This window comes from Pseudomonas simiae, assembly GCF_000934565.1.
GTDB lineage: Bacteria > Pseudomonadota > Gammaproteobacteria > Pseudomonadales > Pseudomonadaceae > Aquipseudomonas > Aquipseudomonas simiae.
Genome location: NZ_CP010896.1, coordinates 5,951,656 through 5,970,754, shown reverse-complemented (window position 1 = coordinate 5,970,754; position 19,099 = coordinate 5,951,656). Strand labels below are relative to the sequence as shown.

The window sequence follows — 19,099 nt, the reverse complement described above, 5'->3', positions numbered from 1 at the left end:
AACGCCATGAATGACAACAGCCAAGTGCCGGTGCCGACGCCTTCCTACGAAGTGCGCCAGGGGGCAATGTTGTGCCATCTCGCGGCGTTTCTGGGGTTTGTGTTCCCCTTCGGCAGTGTCGTGGGGCCATTGATCCTTTGGCAGATGAAGAAGGAAAAGGATGCGTTCATTGATGATCAAGGCAAGGAAGCCTTGAACTTCCAGATCACCGTGGCCATCGCCTGGATGGCTTGCATCGTGCTGGCCTTCGCGGTGGTTGGGTTTTTCCTGATGTTTGCCCTGGCGGTCGCCACGATCGTGCTGACCATCATCGGCAGCATCAAGGCCAACAAAGGGATTCCCTATCGCTACCCGTTGACCTGGCGTGTGATCAAATAATGAGCGCCCACAAAAAAACCGACAGCGATGTCGGTTTTTTTGTGGCTGGAAAAAGACCTCAGATGGTCAGTGTCCAGTCGTAGTCCACGATCAGCGGCGCATGCTGCGAGAAGCGTGGCTGGCGTGGCAGGCGTGCACTGCGGACGAACCGGCGCAGACCTGGGGTCAGCAACTGGTAGTCGAAACGCCAGCCCAGGTTGAGCATCTCAGCCTGTTCGTTATCCGGCCACCAGCTGTACTGGTCGCCTTCGCGGCTGACTTCGCGCAGGGCATCCACATAGCCCATGTTGCCGACAATCTCGTCCATCCAGGCACGTTCCGGCGCCAGGAAGCCCGGGGATTGCTGGCTGTCGCGCCAGTTCTTGATATCCAGCTTCTGTTGCGCCACGTACAGCGAGCCACAATAAATGTACTCGCGACGCTTGCGTCGCTGTTTATCCAGGTAACGGGCGAAATCGTCCATTAGCTTGAACTTCTGGTTCAAGTCTTCATCGCCGTTCTGCCCCGAAGGGAGCAGCAAGGTCGCGATGCTGACCTTGTCGAAATCGGCTTGCAGGTAGCGCCCGTAGCGGTCGGCTGTCTCGAAGCCGAGGCCGCTGATGACCGCCTTGGGTTGCAACCGCGAATACAAAGCCACGCCACCTTGGGTGGGCACTTCGGCATCGCAGGCATAAAGGAAGTAGCCATCCAGTTGGAAGGCTGGGTCGTCCAGTTCAAAGGCGGAGGCGCGGGTATCCTGCAGGCAGATGACGTCGGCATTCTGGGCTTGCAGCCAACTGAGCAAACCACGCTCGACTGCAGCCTGAATACCATTAACGTTCACACTGATGATCCGCATAAATGGCCCCAAAAATCGCGTGCGTGTATGATACACGCCGTCTACCTAATTAGCTAAATCCGTGGTATCTGAGGCTTTTTTCATGCAGGCGTATCAACGCGATTTCATTCGTTTTGCCATCGATCGCGGGGTTTTGCGCTTCGGTGAGTTCACCCTCAAGTCCGGGCGCACCAGCCCGTACTTCTTCAATGCGGGCTTGTTCAACTCGGGTTCGGCCCTGGCTCAGTTGGGGCGTTTCTACGCGGCAGCCATTGTTGAAAGCGGTATTTCCTTCGACGTGCTGTTTGGCCCGGCCTACAAGGGTATCCCCCTGGCAGCTGCAACGGCCGTGGCCCTGGCGGAACATCATGGGCGCGATCTGCCGTGGTGCTTCAACCGCAAGGAAGCCAAGGCTCATGGCGAAGGCGGCAGCCTGGTGGGTGCGCCGCTGACCGGCGATGTATTGATCATCGATGACGTGATCACGGCCGGTACGGCTATCCGTGAAGTGATGCAGATCATCGCGTCCCAGGACGGCGCCAAGGCCGCCGGTGTGCTGATCGCGCTGAACCGCCAGGAGCGTGGCAACGGTGAGTTGTCGGCGATCCAGGAAGTGGAGCGTGATTTTGGCATTCCCGTGGTGAGCATCGTGTCGTTGAACCAGGTGTTGCAGTTCCTGGAGGATGATCCGCAGCTCAAGCAGCACCTGCCGGCGGTGCGTGCGTACCGCGAGCAATTCGGCGTCTGACACAGTAAAACCTGTGGAGTGGGCTTGTGTGGGAGCGGGCTTGCTCGCGAAGGCGGTCTTTCAGTGATACAGGTGCTGACTGATCCACCGCTTTCGCGAGCAAGCCCGCTCCCACAGGGGATCTCCGCACTGCTGCAAAATCAGCGTCCATAAAAAAGCCCCGCTCAATCGGATTGTGCGGGGCTTTTTAGTTTTTGGCGTTTAAGGACGCTTGCGGTTACTGATCAACGTGCCCATGCCGGTATCCGTGAAGATCTCCAGCAGTACCGCATTCGGCACCCGGCCATCGATGATCAGCGAGCTGCCGACGCCGCCTTGCACCGCTTCCAGCGCGCAACGGATCTTCGGCAGCATGCCGCCGTAGATGGTGCCGTCGGCGATCAGGTCGTCCACCTGTTGGGTGGTCAGGCCGGTCAGCACTTTGCCTTGCTTGTCCATCAGGCCGGCGATGTTGGTCAGCAGCATCAGCTTTTCAGCTTTCAGTGCTTCGGCCACCTTGCCGGCCACCAGGTCGGCGTTGATGTTGTAGGACTCGCCATTGGCACCCACACCGATCGGCGCGATCACCGGAATGAAGTCGCCCTTGACCAGCAGGTTCAGCAGGTCGGTGTTGATGCCGATCACTTCGCCCACTTGGCCGATGTCGATGATTTCCGGCTGGGTCATTTCCGGCGTCTGACGGGTCACGGTCAGTTTTTTCGCCCGGATCAGCTCCGCGTCCTTGCCGGTCAGGCCGATGGCACTGCCGCCGTGACGGTTGATCAGGTTGACGATGTCTTTGTTGACCTGGCCACCGAGGACCATCTCCACCACGTCCATGGTCTGCGCGTCAGTGACGCGCATGCCATCAATGAAGTGACTCTCGATCGACAAGCGCTTGAGCAGGTCGCCGATTTGCGGGCCGCCACCGTGGACCACCACCGGGTTGATCCCCACGGCTTTCATCAACACGATGTCGCGGGCAAAGCCGGTTTTCAGTTCGTCGCTTTCCATGGCATTGCCGCCGTACTTGATCACCAGCGTCTTGCCGACGTAGCGTCGGATGTACGGCAACGCTTCGGACAGGACCTTGGCAGTGTTGGCAGCGGCTTCGCGTTCGAGGGTCATTCAGGGCTCCGGTAAAAAATCAGAACGGTAATTGGAGATCAGGGGCAACACGTTTCAACTGGGCGTGGAACACGTCCTTGATGCGCTGCAACTCAGCCTCGGTATCCGCCTCGAAACGCAGGACCAGCACCGGTGTGGTGTTGGACGCGCGAACCAGGCCCCAGCCTTTGGCGTAATCGACTCGCACACCATCAATGGTGGTCAGGTTGGCGCCTTCGCCCCATTGCGCATCGTGCAGTGCGTCAATGATGCTGAATTTGCTCTCCTCGGTCACATGGATATTGATCTCTGGCGTAGAAATATCGTTCGGGAAGGTCTGGAACAGCTCTTCGGCGGTGGATTTTTCCTTGCTGAGGATCTCCAGCAGGCGTGCGGCGCTGTAAATACCGTCATCAAAGCCGAACCAGCGCTCCTTGAAGAACACGTGGCCGCTCATTTCGCCGGCCAACAGCGCGCCGGTTTCCTTCATTTTCTTTTTGATCAACGAGTGACCGGTCTTCCACATTAGCGGGCGGCCGCCATATTCCTTGATCAGCGGAGTGAGGCGGCGGGTGCACTTCACGTCAAAGATGATCTCGGCGTTGGCGTTGCGCGCTACCACATCGCGGGCAAACAGCATCAGCAGGCGATCCGGGAATACGATTTCGCCGGTTTCAGTCACCACGCCCACACGGTCGCCGTCACCGTCAAAGGCCAGGCCGACATCAGCCCCGGTTTCCTTGACCTTGGCGATCAGGTCCACCAGGTTTTCAGGCTTGCCTGGGTCCGGGTGGTGGTTGGGGAAGTTGCCGTCGACCTCGCAGAACAACGGGATCACTTCGCAGTTCAGGGCTTCGAGCAGCTGCGGGGCGATCACGCCGGCCGCACCATTACCGCAATCCACCACCACTTTGAGGCGGCGCGCGAGTTTGACGTCACGGGTGATTTCATCAGAGTAGCGTTGCAGGATGTCAACTTTGGTGACGGTGCCCTTGCCGCTGGTCAGGTCGTTGTTTTTCAGGCGGTCGTGCAGCGCCTGGATCTGTTCGTTGGCCAGGGTGTCGCCAGCGATGACGATCTTGAAGCCGTTGTAGTCCGACGGGTTATGGCTGCCGGTGAGCATCACTCCGGATTTGCCGGCCAGTACGTTGGCTGCGTAGTACAGCGCAGGTGTTGGCACCAGGCCAACGTCACTCACATGGCAACCGCTGTCGGCCAGGCCCTGGATCAGTTGCTCCACCAGTTCCGGGCCGGACAGGCGACCGTCACGGCCGACCGAAACATTGGGCTCATCCTGGGCCAGGCTCTGGGAGCCGATGGCGCGGCCAATCCAGTAGGCGGTTTCGGCAGTCAGGGTCTTGGGCACCACGCCACGAATGTCATAGGCGCGAAAGATGCTGTCGGGGAATGTCGGGACTACTCGGGCTGCGGTACTCATCGCGGGGGGGAACTCCATCTGAAGGGGGCAAGGCTGGCCTTAATGTGGCTGACCGGCAGGCTCAAACTGAAGGGTATGACGGTGTTTTCGGCAGAGAGTTCGTGGTGCAAAAATGCCATCGGAGCGCTGGTTTCGTCTGGATTGTCGCGTAATTCGTTGATTTCTATGGAGAAATCTCGCTGATAAGGTCCGCGCATTCTTCGTCCTGAAAAGCCTTGCGGTGGCGTTTGGCCGGGCAATGGCGCCCGGCCAGATTCAGCTTAGTCAGTGACTTCCGGAATGCCCAAAACCGCCTGCGCCGCGTTGGGTTTCATCGAACTCCTCGACCAGCTCGAAGTGCGCCTGCACCACCGGCACCAGTACCAACTGGGCAATGCGCTCGCCGACGGCGATGTTGAACGCGGTCTGGCCACGGTTCCAGCACGACACCATCAGCTCGCCCTGGTAGTCCGAGTCGATCAGGCCCACCAGGTTGCCCAGTACGATGCCGTGTTTGTGGCCCAGGCCGGAGCGGGGCAGGATCAGCGCCGCCAGGCCAGGGTCGCCGACGTAGATCGACAGGCCGGTGGGAATCAGGATGGTCTGGCCCGGCTCAAGGACGGTGTCCTCCTTGAGCATGGCGCGCAGGTCGAGGCCGGCGGAGCCTGGAGTGGCGTAGGCCGGCAGTGGGAATTCGTTACCGATGCGTGGGTCGAGGATCTTGGCTTGCAAAGCGTGCATGGACATTAAACCTGGTTCAGCCGTTGGGCGATAAAAGAGATCAGTTGGCGGGCAATCTTGCCCTTGCTGGTCTGGGCGAAAACGGTGGCGTGCAACTCGCGGTCGATCACGCTGATGGCATTTTCCTCGCTGTTGAAGCCGATGCTCGGGTTGGCGACATCGTTGGCAACGATCAGATCGAGGTTTTTGTCTTTCAATTTGCGTGCTGCGTAGTCCAGCAGGTGTTCGGTCTCGGCGGCAAAGCCGACACTGAACGGACGGTCCGCACGGGTGGCGATGGTCGCCAGGATGTCCGGGTTGCGCACCATTTGCAGGAGCAGGCCGTCACCGCTTGTAGGGTCTTTCTTCAGTTTTTGCGGGGCGACGACTTCCGGGCGGTAGTCCGCCACCGCCGCCGAGGCGATGAACAGGTCGCACGGAATGGCTGCCTCACAGGCCGCCAGCATGTCGCGGGCGCTGACTACGTCGATTCGCGTGACCCGGTCAGGGGTTGGCAAATGCACCGGGCCGGTGATCAAGGTGACGCGTGCGCCTGCCTCGACCGCCGCTTCAGCCAAGGCAAAGCCCATTTTTCCTGAGCTATGGTTGGTGATGTAGCGCACCGGGTCGATGTTTTCCTGGGTCGGCCCCGCCGTGATAAGCACGTGCTTTCCGGTCAGGGCCAGGTGCTGGAAACACTCGGCGGCGCACAGCGCCAGGTCGGTCGCTTCAAGCATACGGCCCATGCCGACGTCGCCACAGGCCTGGCTGCCGGAGGCCGGGCCGAACACTTTGAGGCCACGGCTTTGCAGGAGTTGGGTGTTGGCCTGGGTGGCCGGGTCGCGCCACATGGCCTGGTTCATGGCCGGGGCGATGGCGACGGTGGCGTCGGTGGCCAGTACCAGGGTGGTCAGCAGGTCATCGGCGATGCCCTGGGCCAGGCGTGCGATCAGGTCGGCGGTGGCCGGCGCGATCAGCACCAGATCGGCCCATTTGGCCAGCTCGATATGGCCCATGGCGGCTTCAGCTGCCGGGTCGAGCAGGTCCAGGTGAACCGGGTGGCCGGACAGCGCTTGCATGGTCAGTGGGGTAATGAACTCACTGCCACCGCGGGTCATGACCACGCGCACTTCGGCGCCTTGGTCCAGGAGCCTGCGAACCAGTTCTGCGCTCTTGTAGGCGGCAATGCCGCCGCCAACGCCGAGAACGATGCGTTTCCGATACAGACGCTGCATTGGTTTGCCTTTCCAGTTCAGTGATGCCAGTTCAGTGACGCCTGCGATGCCCCCTCCCCAGGGGAAATCACATGCAAAAAAGAGGGCCTACGATAACACAGCGTCCGCGAGGCAACAGCGGCGCACGCGCAGGGAGGTGGGATGAGTATTCGTGATTGGCCGGTGGCAGAACGGCCCCGGGAAAAGCTTTTGGAGTGGGGCGCGGCGAGTCTGTCGGATGCCGAACTGTTGGCGATCTTCCTGCGTACCGGGGTTTCCGGCAGGAGTGCGGTGGACCTGGCGCGCCATCTGTTGGCGCAATTCGGTGGCCTGCGCCCACTGCTGGAGGCCAGCCAGACGTTGTTCAACCAGCAACTGGGCCTGGGGCCGGCGAAGTTTGCCCAGTTGCAGGCGGTGCTTGAAATGGCCAAGCGGCACATGGCCGAGCGCCTGCGAAGCGAATCGGTGCTGGAAAGCCCCGTGGCCGTGCGGGACTACCTGAAGGCCATGCTGCGCCATGAGCCTCATGAGATCTTCGGCTGCCTGTTCCTTGATTCAAGGCACAGGGTGCTGGGCTTTGAGGCGTTGTCCCAAGGCACCATCGACGCGGCGATGGTGTATCCCCGGCAGGTGGTCAAGCGCGCTTTGGCCTACAACGCGGCGGCGTTGATCCTGTGCCATAACCATCCTTCCGGCAGCCTTGAGCCGAGCGCAGCTGATCGAAAATTGACCAGGTTGCTGCAGAAAGCCCTGGAAGTGGTGGATGTGCGGGTGCTGGATCACATCATCGTGGGGGATGGCGATCCGTTGTCGATGGCGGAATATGGGTGGATTTAGCCCGCCCCATCGGGACGGGCCTGGTGCTCAGGGCTTGACGCTGACGTTCGAGAAATCCTGGCGACCGAACGGACTCACCTGGTAGCCCTCAACATTCTTGCGAGCCAGGGCAAACGCCGTCGGGTGCGCGAGCGGCAACCACAGCGCCTGTTGCTGGATCTGCGCCTGGGCCTGCTGGTACAGCTTACTGCGTACGCCTTGCTCGCTGGTGGTCTTGCCGGCGCTGATCAGTTTGTCCAGCGCAGGGTCGCAGTAGCGCGCGAAGTTAGTGCCGGATTTTACCGCTGCGCAGGAAAACTGCGGGGTCAGGAAGTTATCCGGGTCGCCGTTGTCGCCGGCCCAGCCCATGAACAGCAGGTCGTGTTCGCCGGCCTTGGCGCGACGAATCAGCTCGCCCCATTCGATCACGCGGATCTCGGCCTGGATGCCGACCTTGGCCAGGTCAGCCTGCAGCAGCTGTGCGCCGAGGTTTGGGTTGGGGTTCAGCAGGCTACCGGTAGGGCGGGTCCAGATGGTGGTCTTGAAACCGTCCTTGAGCCCGGCGCGGTCCAGCAGTGCCTTGGCTTTGGCGAGGTCCTGTGGATAACCGGGCAGATCCTTGGCGTAGCTCCAGGTGTTGGGCGGGTAGGGGCCGTTGGCGGCTTCGGCGGTGCCTTCAAACACGGCCTTGAGGTAGCTGCCCTTGTCGAACGCCAGGTTGATCGCCTGGCGCACTTCTGGCTTGTCGAGAGGCGGGTGCTGGCTGTTGATGGCCAAGAAGGCGGTCATGAAGGCCGCCGTTTTCTCCACCTTGAGCGCCGGGTCTTTTTCGGCTTCGCCCACATCCAGCGGCTTGGGTGACAGGGCGATCTGGCATTCGTCGCGATGCAGTTTCTGCAGGCGCACATTGGCGTCCGGGGTGATGGCGAAGATCAAGTTATCCACAGGCGGTTTGCCGGCGAAGTAGTTCGGGTTGGCCTTGTAGCGCACCACGGCATCTTTCTGGAAGCGGCTGAAGATGAACGGCCCGGTGCCGATCGGCTGGCTGTTGAGCTTCTCCGGGGTGCCGGCCTTGAGCAGTTTGTCGGCGTATTCCGCCGGGTAGATCGAGGCAAAGCCCATGCTCAGGGCGGCGAGGAAGGTGGAGTCGGCGTGATCCAAAGTGAAGCGCACGGTCAGCGGGTCGAGGGCGTCGATTTTCTTGACCAGCGTCGGCAGTTGCAGCGACTGCGCGTGGGGGAAGCCGCTCTGGGCGATCTTGTGCCATGGGTTCGCGGGGTCAAGCATGCGCTCGAAGCTGAAGCGCACATCTTCGGCGGTCAGGGTGCGGCTTGGTGTGAAGTACTCGGTGCGATGGAATTTCACATCCGGGTGCAGCTTGAAGGTATAGGTCAGGCCATCCGGCGAAACTTCCCAGCTGTCCGCCAGGCTGGGCACCAGTTTGCCGCTCGCCGCATCGTAGTCCACCAGGCGGTTCATCAGCACGTCGGCCGAGGCGTTGGTGGTGGTCAGCGAGTTGTATTGCACCACATCGAACCCTTCGGGGCTGGCCTCGGTGCAGACGCTCAAGTTGCTGGCGGCAGAGGCCAGCGGCGCGATAAAGAGAGGGGCGAGCAATAGCGGTAGGGCAGCGAGGCGCATGTTCGGTTTCCTTTGCAGATCGAAGGCCCATCTGCGAGTGCAGTCTGGAAAAGTCCTACCGTAGTGGTCTGATTGGTAAATGACTAGCCCATTTTTGCCTGTGCTTTTGCCCCAAATACTGTTTTGATGGCACCTCAGCGCGTTTTGTCGTGCACTTCACCGTGCCCGCGAGCGCTGTAAATCATTCTGTGCGACGAGCGGTCGGCTGTGACAGCGGCCCCTCCTGGCAACGGTTCAGGCGTCTGCCGCCAAGATTTACGCCAGTAAAAACACTCGGGCTGTTGTTGCACTGGGGTCTTTCTGGTATAAAGCAGCGCTCTTTTCTAGGGGCCCGGTTCCTTCGCTTGTAGGTGTAGCCGGTAAGACCCTAAAGAAACGCGGCGCCTGGCGCCAAATGACTGAGAGATTAAGCGGCCAACCCATGCCGGGTTGGGCATGTGGTTTTAGAGGGCTGAGGCATGTCGAGAGTCTGTCAAGTTACCGGTAAGGGTCCGGTGACTGGGAATAACATTTCCCACGCAAATAACAAAACCCGTCGTCGTTTCCTGCCGAACCTGCAGCATCACCGCTTCTGGGTTGAAGAAGAGAAACGTTTCGTCCGTCTGCGCGTATCTGCTAAAGGCATGCGCATCATCGACAAGCGTGGCATCACTGTCGTGCTGGCTGAATTGCGCCGCGCTGGCACAATCTAAGGAGCTATATCATGCGTGAATTGATTCGAATGATCTCTAGCGCCGGTACTGGTCACTTCTACACTACCGACAAGAACAAGCGTACTACCCCGGACAAGCTCGAAAAGAAAATGTTCGACCCGCGCGTTCGCAAGCACGTGATCTACAAAGAAGGCAAAATCAAGTAATTGATTTTCCTCCTTGTGAAAAAAAGCCCGTATCTCACGATTCGGGCTTTTTTTTGCCTGCGATTTGCCGGTCAGGCTTTCTGTTCGAACACCACGTAGATCTTGCGGCAAGGCTCCAGCACTTCCCAGGTACCGCTGAAGCCGGCGGGGATCACGAAACGGTCGCCGGCGCGCAAGGTCTTGGCATTGCCGTCGGCATCACGTAGCACGGACACGCCCTGCACAATCTCGCAGTATTCGTGTTCGGTGTAGTTGACCTTCCACTGCCCGACTTCACCTTCCCACACGCCGGCACTCATCTGTCCGCACGGGCTGTTGTAGTGGTTATAGATCGTTTGCTCGGGATCGCCCTTGAGGATTTTTTCGGCAGCGGGGCGGTAGCGTTCTGGGGCGGTGCTGGCTTGGCTGAAGTCGACGATGTCCTGGATGCTCATGTGCGTGTCCCGTCTGGCCTGCGGTTGGAGAACCCAAAGTCTATGTTTATTAAAATGAACATCGCAAGGGCGTTTGCCGGGGTTATGTCAAATATATTGAAACATCCCCAGCCGCTGGTTTAGGGTGGCAGCTGCCTTGAGCCGAACAGCAGGCTGGCCGGGCAAGAATTCTTTGAGGCTGCCGGGGGACACCGCCCGGCCCTTGTATTCAATAAGAGGAGGACACTCGCATGACCACCCTGACCCGTGCCGACTGGGAACAACGCGCCAAGGATCTGAAGATCGAGGGCCGTGCCTATATCAATGGCGAGTACACCGCCGCCGTATCCGGTGACACCTTCGAATGTATCAGCCCGGTCGATGGCCGCCTGCTGGCCACTGTTGCCAGCTGTGACGCGGCCGACGCCCAGCGCGCCGTGGAAAACGCCCGCGCCACCTTCAATTCCGGTGTGTGGTCGCGCCTGGCGCCGGCCAAACGCAAGTCCGCCATGCTCCGTTTCGCCGCGTTGCTCAAGGCCAATGCCGAAGAGCTGGCGCTGCTCGAAACCCTGGACATGGGCAAGCCGATCAGCGACTCCCTGAACATCGACGTACCCGGCGCGGCCAATGCCCTGAGCTGGAGCGGAGAGGCCATCGACAAGATCTACGACGAAGTCGCCGCGACCCCACATGACCAATTGGGCCTAGTGACCCGCGAACCCGTTGGCGTGGTTGGCGCCATCGTGCCGTGGAACTTCCCGTTGATGATGGCCTGCTGGAAACTCGGCCCGGCGCTGTCCACTGGTAACTCGGTGATCCTCAAGCCGTCCGAAAAATCCCCGCTGACGGCCATCCGTATCGCGGCCCTGGCCGTTGAAGCCGGTATTCCAAAAGGCGTGTTCAACGTGCTGCCGGGCTACGGTCACACCGTCGGCAACGCGCTGGCGCTGCACATGGACGTCGACACCCTGGTGTTCACCGGTTCCACCAAGATCGCCAAGCAACTGTTGATCCGCTCCGGTGAATCGAACATGAAGCGTGTGTGGCTGGAAGCTGGCGGCAAGAGCCCGAACATCGTGTTTGCCGACGCGCCTGACCTGCAAGCCGCCGCCGAATCCGCCGCCGGTGCCATTGCCTTCAACCAGGGCGAGGTCTGCACCGCAGGTTCCCGCCTGCTGGTGGAACGCTCCATCAAGGATAAATTCCTGCCATTGGTGATCGAGGCCCTCAAGGGCTGGAAGCCCGGCAACCCACTGGACCCGGCAACCAATGTGGGCGCGCTGGTGGACACCCAGCAAATGAACACCGTGCTCTCGTACATCGAAGCCGGCCATGCCGATGGCGCCAAGTTGGTCGCCGGTGGCAAGCGCACCCTGGAAGAAACCGGTGGCACTTATGTCGAACCGACGATTTTCGATGGTGTGACCAACGCCATGAAGATCGCCAAGGAAGAGATTTTTGGCCCCGTCCTGTCGGTGATCACCTTCGACAGCGCCGAAGAAGCTGTCGCCATCGCCAACGACACCATCTACGGCCTGGCCGCAGCCGTGTGGACAGCCGATATCTCCAAGGCGCACCTCACCGCCAAGGCCCTGCGCGCCGGTAGTGTGTGGGTCAACCAGTATGACGGCGGCGACATGACCGCGCCGTTCGGTGGCTTCAAGCAATCGGGCAACGGTCGCGACAAGTCGTTGCATGCGTTCGACAAGTACACCGAGCTGAAGGCGACCTGGATCAAGCTCTAAGCAACACCGCAGTCCAAATGTGGGAGCGGGCTTGCTCGCGAAAGCGGTATGACAGTCGACATCAATGTTGAATGTGCAACCGTTTTCGCGAGCAAGCCCGCTCCCACACTGTTTTGCATGACCTCAAGAATTATCCACAGGAGCGTGGAAATGCGTTGGGCGACTTATTTCGCAGTCCTGGCTTCGGTGCTCAGTGTCGGCCTGGCCCTGGGCGTCAGCATGCCGCTGGTGTCCCTGCGCCTCGAAAGCTGGGGCTACGGCAGTTTCGCAATCGGCGTGATGGCAGCGATGCCGGCCTTTGGCGTACTGCTGGGCGCGAAGGTCTCCAGTCGCATGGCCTCATGGCTCGGCACCGCCAACCTCATGCGCCTGTGCCTGTGGGCGGGCGCGGTGTCCATCGGCTTGCTGGCGATCCTGCCCAGCTACCCGGTGTGGTTGGTATTGCGCCTGATGATCGGCGTGATCCTGACCATCGTATTCATCTTGGGCGAAAGCTGGATCAACCAGTTGGTGGTGGAGCAGTGGCGCGGACGGCTGGTGGCGCTGTATGGCTGCAGCTATGCCTTGAGCCAGCTGTCGGGTCCGTTGCTGCTGGGCCTGATCGGCACAGGCCATGACTACGGCTTCTGGGTCGGCGTGGGCTTGTTGGTAGTGGCGCCATTCCTGTTGCTGGGCCGCTCCGGCGCGCCCACCGCCGAGTCCTTCAGCGTGACCTTCGCCGACCTCTGGCGCTTCTGCCTGAGCCTGCCCGCGATTGCCTGGGCGGTGGCGTTGTTTGCCGCGTTCGAGGCGATGATTCTGACGCTGTTACCGGTGTATTGCCTGCAGCAGGGCTTCACCGCCGAGATGGCCCTGGCCATGGTCAGCACCGTAGTGGTCGGCGATGCGCTGCTGCAATTGCCTATTGGCGCATTGGCCGACTACCTGCCGCGACGTACGCTGTTCCTGAGTTGTGCGGTGCTGTTGCTGGTGTCGAGCCTGGCGATTCCACTGCTGATGCACACGCCGCTGATCTGGCCGGTCTGGGTGGTGTTCGGCGCGAGTGCCGGAGGGTTGTTCACCCTGTCGTTGATCCTGATCGGCGAGCGCTACCGTGACGATGCACTGGTACGCGCCAATGCCCATGTGGCGCAGTTGTGGGGGATCGGTTGCCTGATCGGTCCGCTGGTGGCCGGCGCTGGCAGCCAGTGGATCAGCGGGCATGCGTTGCCGTTGCTGATGGCGGCCGGTGCGCTGGGCCTGGTGCTGTTGTTGCTGCGCCAAGGCGCATTCGGAGCGGCACAACCGGTGTAGGAGCGAGTTTGCTCGCGAAGAACTCAAGGACGCCGCGTTAAACCAGGCGGCACGCGTTATCGTTAACGTTTTTCGCGAGCAAGCTCGCTCCTACAGCAAGCGTTCCAGGCCTACTGAGGTGGCAAACCAGGCATTGAACCGTCGCCACCAACTGCCAGGCTCGCGGGTCAAGGTGTGCAGTTGGCCGTTATCTTCGGTCACCCACACGACTTGGCCGTCCTGCAGCTTCGCCTCGTAGCTCAAGGGCGGCGCCATGCCTTGCAGCGCCAGGTTGCGCACATGTTCTGCCAGCTCAGGGCTGTCGACCAGCACACCCACTTCGGTATTCCACAGCACCGAGCGCGGGTCGAAGTTGAATGAACCAATAAACGACTTCTCGCGATCAAAGATCATCGCCTTGCTGTGCAGGCTCGAATCGGAGCCCCTGAAGGTGCCTCGGCGAAACAGGTGTGGGCCGCTGCCGCCACTGGGGTCGCCCGGTTGGCGGCGCAGCTCGTAGAGTTTCACGCCGTGCTCCAGCAGCGCCTTGCGATAGGGCGCATAACCGCCGTGCACGGCAGGCACGTCGGTGGCTTCCAGGGAGTTGGTCAGCAGGCTCACCGACACACCGGCATCGGCGCGCCCGGTCAGGTACACCAGGCCGGGTTGCCCTGGCACGAAGTACGCCGAGATCATTATCAGCTCATGATTGACCCCTTCCAGCTCCGGTGCCAGTTGGGTGGTGAGCAACAACCGAGGATCCGGGTCGGCCTTGGCCAGCACCTTGCTCGGCGCGTCCCACAATGCCTGGTTCCAGGCCCAGATCAGCTCGCGGCGCCAGGTGTCCATGCGCGGTTGGGTCTGGTAGGTGCGCAAGCGGTTGTACAACGCGTGGTTCTGCTGGCGCGATTCGGCCAGGGACGCTTCCAGGCGCACACGCGCGGCGGCCAGGTCGCTTTTGGAGGGCATATTGGCGACAAAGTCATCGATCGGCTTGCTCAGGGCGCTGTTCCAGTATTGGTCGAAACTATGACCAAGCTGCTCGGCGACGGGTCCCACGCTGAGCATGTCGATATCGGTGAAGTTCAGGTTGGGCTCAGCGTCGAAATACTCATCCCCCAGATTGCGTCCGCCGACGATCGCCACGCTGTTGTCCGCCAGCCACAGCTTGTTGTGCATGCGCCGATGCTGCAGCGACAGGTTGAACAGCCGTCCCATGGCCCGTGTGGCACCCGTGCTGCGGCCCAGGTGCAAGGGGTTGAACAGGCGGATCTCGATCTTGGGATGGGCGGCGAGGGTGGCGATGATCTGGTCGAGGCCGTCGCTGGTGGTGTCGTCCAGCAGGATGCGCACGCGCACGCCACGGTCAGCAGCCTTGAGCAGTTCGTCCACCAACATGCGCGTACTGATGCCGTCATGCACAATGTAGTACTGCAGATCGAGGCTGATCTGGGCGTTGCGGATCAGTTCGGCGCGGGCCATGAAAGCCTCGCTGCTATTGGGCAGCAGGCGAAAGCCGGAGCGGCCTTGATACGGCGCCGCCTGCGCTTGGATCGAGCGGCCGAACGATGATTGTGCGGCGGGCAGGGCGTCGCTGGAGATGCGCGGTGTGCTCACCGTTGCGCAGCCGCCCAGGGCCAGGGCTCCCAGCAGGAAAAACGGTAATAGCCGTTGAATCATCAAGGGAGTTGCTTCCAGATCAGGGCGGTTGTCGGCATGTGACGGCAAATTCCTGCAAAAGGTCAGTCAGCCGCCTCGGCCAGCATCTTGATTGCGGCAGCACCCACCTTGCGTACGGCTTCTTCAATCTGCGGCGTTGGCTTGGCAGCGTAGTTCATGCGCAGGCAGTTCCGGTATTTGCCCGACGCCGAAAAGATGCTGCCGACGGCCACCTGCACGCCTTGCTCTACCAACACACGGTTGAGCTTGAGCGTATCAAAGCCTTCCGGCAGCTCGATCCAGAGCATGAAACTACCCTGGGGCCTGCTGGCGCGGGTGCCGGTAGGGAAGTAGCGGCTGACCCAGTCGATCATCAAGTCACGATTACGCTGGTATTGGGTACGCATCCGCCGCAAATGCGGTTCGAAGTGACCACCTTTCAGGAATTCGGCAATCGCGATCTGCGGTTGCGTTGCGGTGCAGCCGGTGCTGATGTATTTCATGTGCAGCACCCGTTCCAGGTATCGGCCCGGTGCGACCCAACCGATGCGCAAACCCGGCGCCAGGGTTTTCGAGAATGAACTGCACAGCAATACACGGCCGTCTTCGTCGAAGGACTTGATGGTGCGCGGACGCGGGTAGCTGTAGGCCAGCTCGCCATACACATCGTCTTCGATGATCGCCACGTCAAAGCGCTGCGCCAGGGTCAGCAGCGCCTTTTTGCGCGCCTCGGGCATGATGTAGCCCAAGGGGTTGTTGCAGTTGGGGGTCAGCTGGATGACCTTGATCGGCCACTGTTCCAGCGCCAATTCCAGGGCTTCAAGGCTGATGCCGGTGATCGGGTCGGTGGGGATTTCCAGGGCTTTCATGCCCAGGCCCTTGAGGGTCTGCATGGCACCGTGAAAGCTCGGCGAATCCACCGCGACAATGTCGCCTGGCTCGCAGATCGCATGGATGCTGGCGGACAGCGCCTCATGGCAACCGGTGGTGATCACGATGTCCTCGGCCGTCAGCTGGCAGCCGGAATCCAAGGAGAGACGGGCGATTTGCTCGCGCAATTCCACACAGCCGAGGATGTTGTCGTAATACAGGCCCGGTAGATCCTGGCGGCGACTCACGCGGGCCAGGCTGCGCAGCAGGGGCTTGATGGTCGGCGACAATACATCCGGCATGCCTCGGCCCATCTGTATGACATCCTTGCGCGGAACTGCGCGAATCAACTCCAGCACCTGATCCCACTGGGAGATTTCCACGGGCCGCTGTGCCGGACGGCCGACCTCGGGCAGGGCCGGCAGCTCGCGACCTACCGGCACGAAATAGCCGGATTTTGGCTTGGGCATCGCCAGGCCGTTGTCTTCCAGCAATCGATAGGCCTGCTGCACGGTGCTCAGGCTGACCCCATGTTCCACGCTCAAGGCCCGTACAGAAGGCAAACGATCACCGGGGCGATAGAAGCCCTGTTCGATGCGGGTGCCCAGCAACTCGGCGAGGTTCATGTACAGGGTCATGGCGTTTGCTCCCGATAAACCATTACAGATAGGCAGAAAATACAGGATTCAGCCAACCATAGGCAGTATCTGTATGTATTTAATAAAGGTGGGTTGAATCTGTAATGGTTTCTGCCGTACGCCCATGCTTGTCACTCAAGGCAACAATGCAAATGAGGGGCAGCAAAATGAACGGCATGAGCGATGTGCGGCTGGCGTTACACAGTCAGGAACTGGAGGCAGAGCAGGAGCGGGCTACGGCGCCGCGCGACATCGGCCGCTGGAGTCTGTTCTGGCACCGTCGTCACACGCGCAAGGCTCTGCTGCATCTGACGAGCGAACAGCTGCGCGATGTCGGATTGACCGCCGAACAAGCGCGCCAGGAAGGTCTGAAATCCTTCTGGCGCGATTGAATCACATCCGCTCTTTGAGGCGGTGCCAGAGCATCCCCAATGCCAGCAGCGGCGAGCGCAGGTGCTTGCCGCCGGGGAAGGTGATGTGCGGCACCTGGGCGAACAGGTCAAAGCGCCCCTGTTGCTGGCCACTGATGGCTTCGGCCAGCAACTTGCCCGCCAGGTGGGTGGCGTTGAGGCCATGGCCGGCGTAGGCCTGGGCGTAATACACGTTGGGTTGGTCGGTCAGGCGGCCAATCTGCGGCAAGCGGTTGGCACCGATACCGATCATGCCACCCCATTGATAATCGATTTTCACGTCGGCCAATTGCGGGAACACCTGCAGCATTTTCGGGCGCATGTAGGCGCCGATGTCCTTGGGATCGCGACCGGAGTAATGGCAGGCGCCGCCGAACAGCAGGCGACGGTCGGCGGACAGCCGGAAGTAATCCACCGTGACACGCTGGTCGCACACCGCCATGTTCTGCGGCAGCAAATCGACAGCTTGGGCTTCGCTCAACGGTTCGGTGGCGATGATGTAGCTGCCGGCGGGCAACACTTTGCCGCTCAGGCGTGGGTTGAGGCCATTGAGGTAGGCATTGCAGGCCAGCACCAGGGTTTTGGCGCGTACGTTGCCCTGGGCGGTGTGTACGTTGACTTCGGGGCCGTAGTCGATGCGCGTGACTTCGGACTGCTCGAACAGCTTCACGCCCAGCTGCTGCGCGGCGGCGGCCTCACCAAGGGCCAGGTTCAGCGGGTGCAAGTGGCCGGACCCCATGTCAATCATGCCGCCTACATAACGGTCCGAGCCGATCACGCTGCTCATTTGGTCAGCGTGCAGCAGGCGCACTTCATGGCGATAGCCGAGGCCGCGGAGCTCTTCGGCGTCTTCGGCCAGGCCTTGCAGGTCGCGGGACTTGTTGGCCAGGTCGCAGTAGCCCCACGTCAAGTCGCAGGGGATCTGGAAGCGTTCGACGCGCTCACGCACGATCTCCACCGCTTCCAGGCCCATCAGCTTCATCTGGCGCACGCCCTCGGTGCCGATCACGTTGGCGAACTGGTCCAAGCCATGCCCGACGCCACGAATCAATTGGCCGCCGTTGCGTCCGCTGGCGCCCCAGGCGATCTTGCGTGCCTCCAGCAACACCACGCTGAAACCCCGTTCGGCCAGCTCCAGCGCCGTGTTCAGCCCGGAAAAGCCCCCGCCGACCACGCATACATCGGCCGTCATGTCGCCCGTCAACACCGGGTAATCGGGTTGCGCCACACTGCTGGCGGCATAATAGGACGGAGTGTGCCGGGCGCTGGCAGTCATGGGGAGCATCCCTGTTTGGAAAATTTGACGCAGGATACAGCGGTCGGACAAAACTGTCTGCGCAGGGCGTTTTGCGTCAGAATCCACGTCTATTCGCCGTTCGGTATGTGTTTCGATGAGTTGCAACAGTCAGAAAATCAGCGCGCTGCGTCGGCAGATTCCTTCGTTCGAGTGCGTTCCCGGTTGCCACGACTGCTGTGGCCCGGTGACCACCTCGCCGGAGGAAATGTCGCGCCTGCCGCGCAAGACCGCCGCCGAGCAGGACGCGGCCATGGATGAACTGAACTGCGTGCACCTGGGCCCCCACGGCTGCACGGTGTACGACGAGCGACCGTTGATCTGCCGGCTGTTCGGCACGACCAAGACGTTGCCGTGCCCCAACGGGCGCAGGCCGGTGGAGCTGATTCACCCGCGGGTGGAAAAACAGATCCACGAATACATGGCGAGTACCCGGCAGGTACTGGTTTAACTCGGTTACTGTGTTGTGTCAGTCCGGGATCGGAAGGTTCAGGCTCTCCTTCACTTCTTCCATCACGATATAGCTCTTTGACTCCCGCACATGGGGCAACTTGAGCAGGATATCGCCCAGCAGTTTGCGGTACGACGCCATCTCGGAAATTCGCGCCTTCACCAGGTAGTCGAAGTCGCCCGACACCAAGTGACACTCCAGCACATGGGGCAGTTTCAACACGGCGCGGCGGAACTCCTCAAAGGTGTCGCCGGACTTGTAATCGAGGCTGATCTCGACAAATACCAGCAAACTGCCTTTCAAATGCTGCGGGTTGAGCCGCGCGTTGTAGCCCATGATGATCCCTTCACGCTCTAGCCGGCGCACGCGCTCGGTACAGGGCGTGGTCGACAGCCCGACCTTTTCACCCAGCTCCGTAAACGAAATGCGCCCGTCGGTTTGCAGGATGCGCAGGATGTTGCGGTCGATCTTGTCCAGCTCCCGCTTGGTCTGGGTGTTGGTACGCATAGGGGATACGCCTCTGTGAAAAGGGTTTTTGCCGAGAATTGTCGCCAAATATAGGCAGTTATATAGTGAAATGCACTGGCAATTGTTTTTTACACTGCGCTCATCATTGCTCGAATAACACACGTCAGCGGCCATGCCCGCGAT

General features: G+C 60.8%; 19 protein-coding genes and 1 pseudogene. 9 read left to right on the top strand and 11 right to left on the bottom strand.

Annotated features, from left to right (window positions below; all coding sequences use genetic code 11):
- Positions 1 to 6: 6 nt before the first annotated feature.
- Complete coding sequence (locus tag PF1751_RS27265; RefSeq protein WP_044288063.1) at positions 7 to 378, top strand: DUF4870 domain-containing protein; 372 nt, start codon at positions 7 to 9, stop codon at positions 376 to 378.
- Positions 379 to 436: 58 nt separating this feature from the next.
- Here PF1751_RS27265 and PF1751_RS27260 read toward each other — a convergent pair whose 3' ends face one another.
- Positions 437 to 1,216 carry an exodeoxyribonuclease III gene (locus PF1751_RS27260; RefSeq protein ID WP_003195493.1) on the bottom strand — a complete coding sequence of 260 codons (780 nt, stop codon included), beginning with the start codon at positions 1,214 to 1,216 and terminating at the stop codon, positions 437 to 439.
- An 82-nt stretch (positions 1,217 to 1,298) separates the two neighbouring features.
- Here PF1751_RS27260 and pyrE point away from each other — a divergent pair, with 82 nt between their 5' ends.
- Positions 1,299 to 1,943, top strand: coding sequence for an orotate phosphoribosyltransferase (gene pyrE, locus PF1751_RS27255; protein ID WP_021492595.1), 645 nt, complete (start codon positions 1,299 to 1,301; stop codon positions 1,941 to 1,943).
- A gap of 201 nt (positions 1,944 to 2,144) precedes the next feature.
- Here pyrE and argB read toward each other — a convergent pair whose 3' ends face one another.
- From argB to coaBC, 4 genes and pseudogenes are all read right to left on the bottom strand, one after another.
- Entirely contained in the window at positions 2,145 to 3,050 is a 906-nt protein-coding gene (gene argB / locus PF1751_RS27250) for an acetylglutamate kinase (protein WP_010207505.1), read from the bottom strand.
- A 19-nt stretch (positions 3,051 to 3,069) separates the two neighbouring features.
- Positions 3,070 to 4,491 (bottom strand): annotated as a pseudogene (locus tag PF1751_RS27245) (phosphomannomutase/phosphoglucomutase); the annotation flags it as partial.
- 240 nt (positions 4,492 to 4,731) lie between these two features.
- Positions 4,732 to 5,187: a dUTP diphosphatase gene (dut, locus tag PF1751_RS27240; RefSeq protein WP_042570951.1), complete on the bottom strand. Its 456-nt coding sequence runs from the start codon at positions 5,185 to 5,187 to the stop codon at positions 4,732 to 4,734.
- A gap of 5 nt (positions 5,188 to 5,192) precedes the next feature.
- Positions 5,193 to 6,401, bottom strand: coding sequence for a bifunctional phosphopantothenoylcysteine decarboxylase/phosphopantothenate--cysteine ligase CoaBC (gene coaBC, locus PF1751_RS27235; RefSeq protein WP_010207499.1), 1,209 nt, complete (start codon positions 6,399 to 6,401; stop codon positions 5,193 to 5,195).
- A 141-nt stretch (positions 6,402 to 6,542) separates the two neighbouring features.
- Here coaBC and radC point away from each other — a divergent pair, with 141 nt between their 5' ends.
- Positions 6,543 to 7,217 carry a RadC family protein gene (gene radC, locus PF1751_RS27230; RefSeq protein WP_010207497.1) on the top strand — a complete coding sequence of 225 codons (675 nt, stop codon included), beginning with the start codon at positions 6,543 to 6,545 and terminating at the stop codon, positions 7,215 to 7,217.
- A 27-nt stretch (positions 7,218 to 7,244) separates the two neighbouring features.
- Here the strand turns inward: radC and PF1751_RS27225 are convergent, their stop codons facing one another.
- The gene (locus PF1751_RS27225; RefSeq protein ID WP_042570938.1) at positions 7,245 to 8,837 is read right to left on the bottom strand and encodes an ABC transporter substrate-binding protein; all 1,593 of its coding nucleotides are present in this window, start codon (positions 8,835 to 8,837) and stop codon (positions 7,245 to 7,247) included.
- A gap of 458 nt (positions 8,838 to 9,295) precedes the next feature.
- Between PF1751_RS27225 and rpmB the strand changes: the two genes are divergently transcribed.
- Together rpmB and rpmG are read left to right on the top strand one after the other, a co-directional pair.
- A complete protein-coding gene (rpmB, locus tag PF1751_RS27220; protein WP_010207494.1) occupies positions 9,296 to 9,529 on the top strand; it encodes a 50S ribosomal protein L28 in 234 nt (77 codons plus the stop codon).
- Between the two features lie 11 nt (positions 9,530 to 9,540).
- Positions 9,541 to 9,696 (top strand): 50S ribosomal protein L33, encoded by a 156-nt coding sequence (gene rpmG / locus PF1751_RS27215; RefSeq protein ID WP_003176906.1) that lies wholly within the window; start codon positions 9,541 to 9,543, stop codon positions 9,694 to 9,696.
- A gap of 71 nt (positions 9,697 to 9,767) precedes the next feature.
- On the opposite strand, the gene PF1751_RS27210 is transcribed toward rpmG, so the two are convergent.
- Entirely contained in the window at positions 9,768 to 10,130 is a 363-nt protein-coding gene (locus PF1751_RS27210; RefSeq protein ID WP_010207492.1) for a cupin domain-containing protein, read from the bottom strand.
- Between the two features lie 230 nt (positions 10,131 to 10,360).
- Between PF1751_RS27210 and PF1751_RS27205 the strand changes: the two genes are divergently transcribed.
- Positions 10,361 to 11,854, top strand: coding sequence for an aldehyde dehydrogenase (locus PF1751_RS27205; protein WP_010207491.1), 1,494 nt, complete (start codon positions 10,361 to 10,363; stop codon positions 11,852 to 11,854).
- Positions 11,855 to 12,004: 150 nt separating this feature from the next.
- Positions 12,005 to 13,147 (top strand): MFS transporter, encoded by a 1,143-nt coding sequence (locus PF1751_RS27200; RefSeq protein ID WP_042570936.1) that lies wholly within the window; start codon positions 12,005 to 12,007, stop codon positions 13,145 to 13,147.
- Between the two features lie 90 nt (positions 13,148 to 13,237).
- On the opposite strand, the gene PF1751_RS27195 is transcribed toward PF1751_RS27200, so the two are convergent.
- Both PF1751_RS27195 and PF1751_RS27190 read right to left on the bottom strand, forming a co-directional pair.
- The gene (locus PF1751_RS27195; RefSeq protein ID WP_044288062.1) at positions 13,238 to 14,806 is read right to left on the bottom strand and encodes a phospholipase D family protein; all 1,569 of its coding nucleotides are present in this window, start codon (positions 14,804 to 14,806) and stop codon (positions 13,238 to 13,240) included.
- A gap of 62 nt (positions 14,807 to 14,868) precedes the next feature.
- Positions 14,869 to 16,293 (bottom strand): aminotransferase-like domain-containing protein, encoded by a 1,425-nt coding sequence (locus tag PF1751_RS27190; protein WP_044288061.1) that lies wholly within the window; start codon positions 16,291 to 16,293, stop codon positions 14,869 to 14,871.
- Between the two features lie 167 nt (positions 16,294 to 16,460).
- Between PF1751_RS27190 and PF1751_RS27185 the strand changes: the two genes are divergently transcribed.
- Positions 16,461 to 16,685 carry a DUF1127 domain-containing protein gene (locus PF1751_RS27185; RefSeq protein ID WP_010207487.1) on the top strand — a complete coding sequence of 75 codons (225 nt, stop codon included), beginning with the start codon at positions 16,461 to 16,463 and terminating at the stop codon, positions 16,683 to 16,685.
- A gap of 1 nt (position 16,686) precedes the next feature.
- Here PF1751_RS27185 and PF1751_RS27180 read toward each other — a convergent pair whose 3' ends face one another.
- Positions 16,687 to 17,979: an NAD(P)/FAD-dependent oxidoreductase gene (locus PF1751_RS27180; protein ID WP_021492602.1), complete on the bottom strand. Its 1,293-nt coding sequence runs from the start codon at positions 17,977 to 17,979 to the stop codon at positions 16,687 to 16,689.
- A gap of 115 nt (positions 17,980 to 18,094) precedes the next feature.
- Between PF1751_RS27180 and PF1751_RS27175 the strand changes: the two genes are divergently transcribed.
- Positions 18,095 to 18,448, top strand: coding sequence for a YkgJ family cysteine cluster protein (locus PF1751_RS27175; protein WP_010207483.1), 354 nt, complete (start codon positions 18,095 to 18,097; stop codon positions 18,446 to 18,448).
- Positions 18,449 to 18,466: 18 nt separating this feature from the next.
- Here the strand turns inward: PF1751_RS27175 and PF1751_RS27170 are convergent, their stop codons facing one another.
- Positions 18,467 to 18,955 (bottom strand): Lrp/AsnC ligand binding domain-containing protein, encoded by a 489-nt coding sequence (locus PF1751_RS27170; RefSeq protein WP_003176896.1) that lies wholly within the window; start codon positions 18,953 to 18,955, stop codon positions 18,467 to 18,469.
- Positions 18,956 to 19,099: the final 144 nt, after the last annotated feature.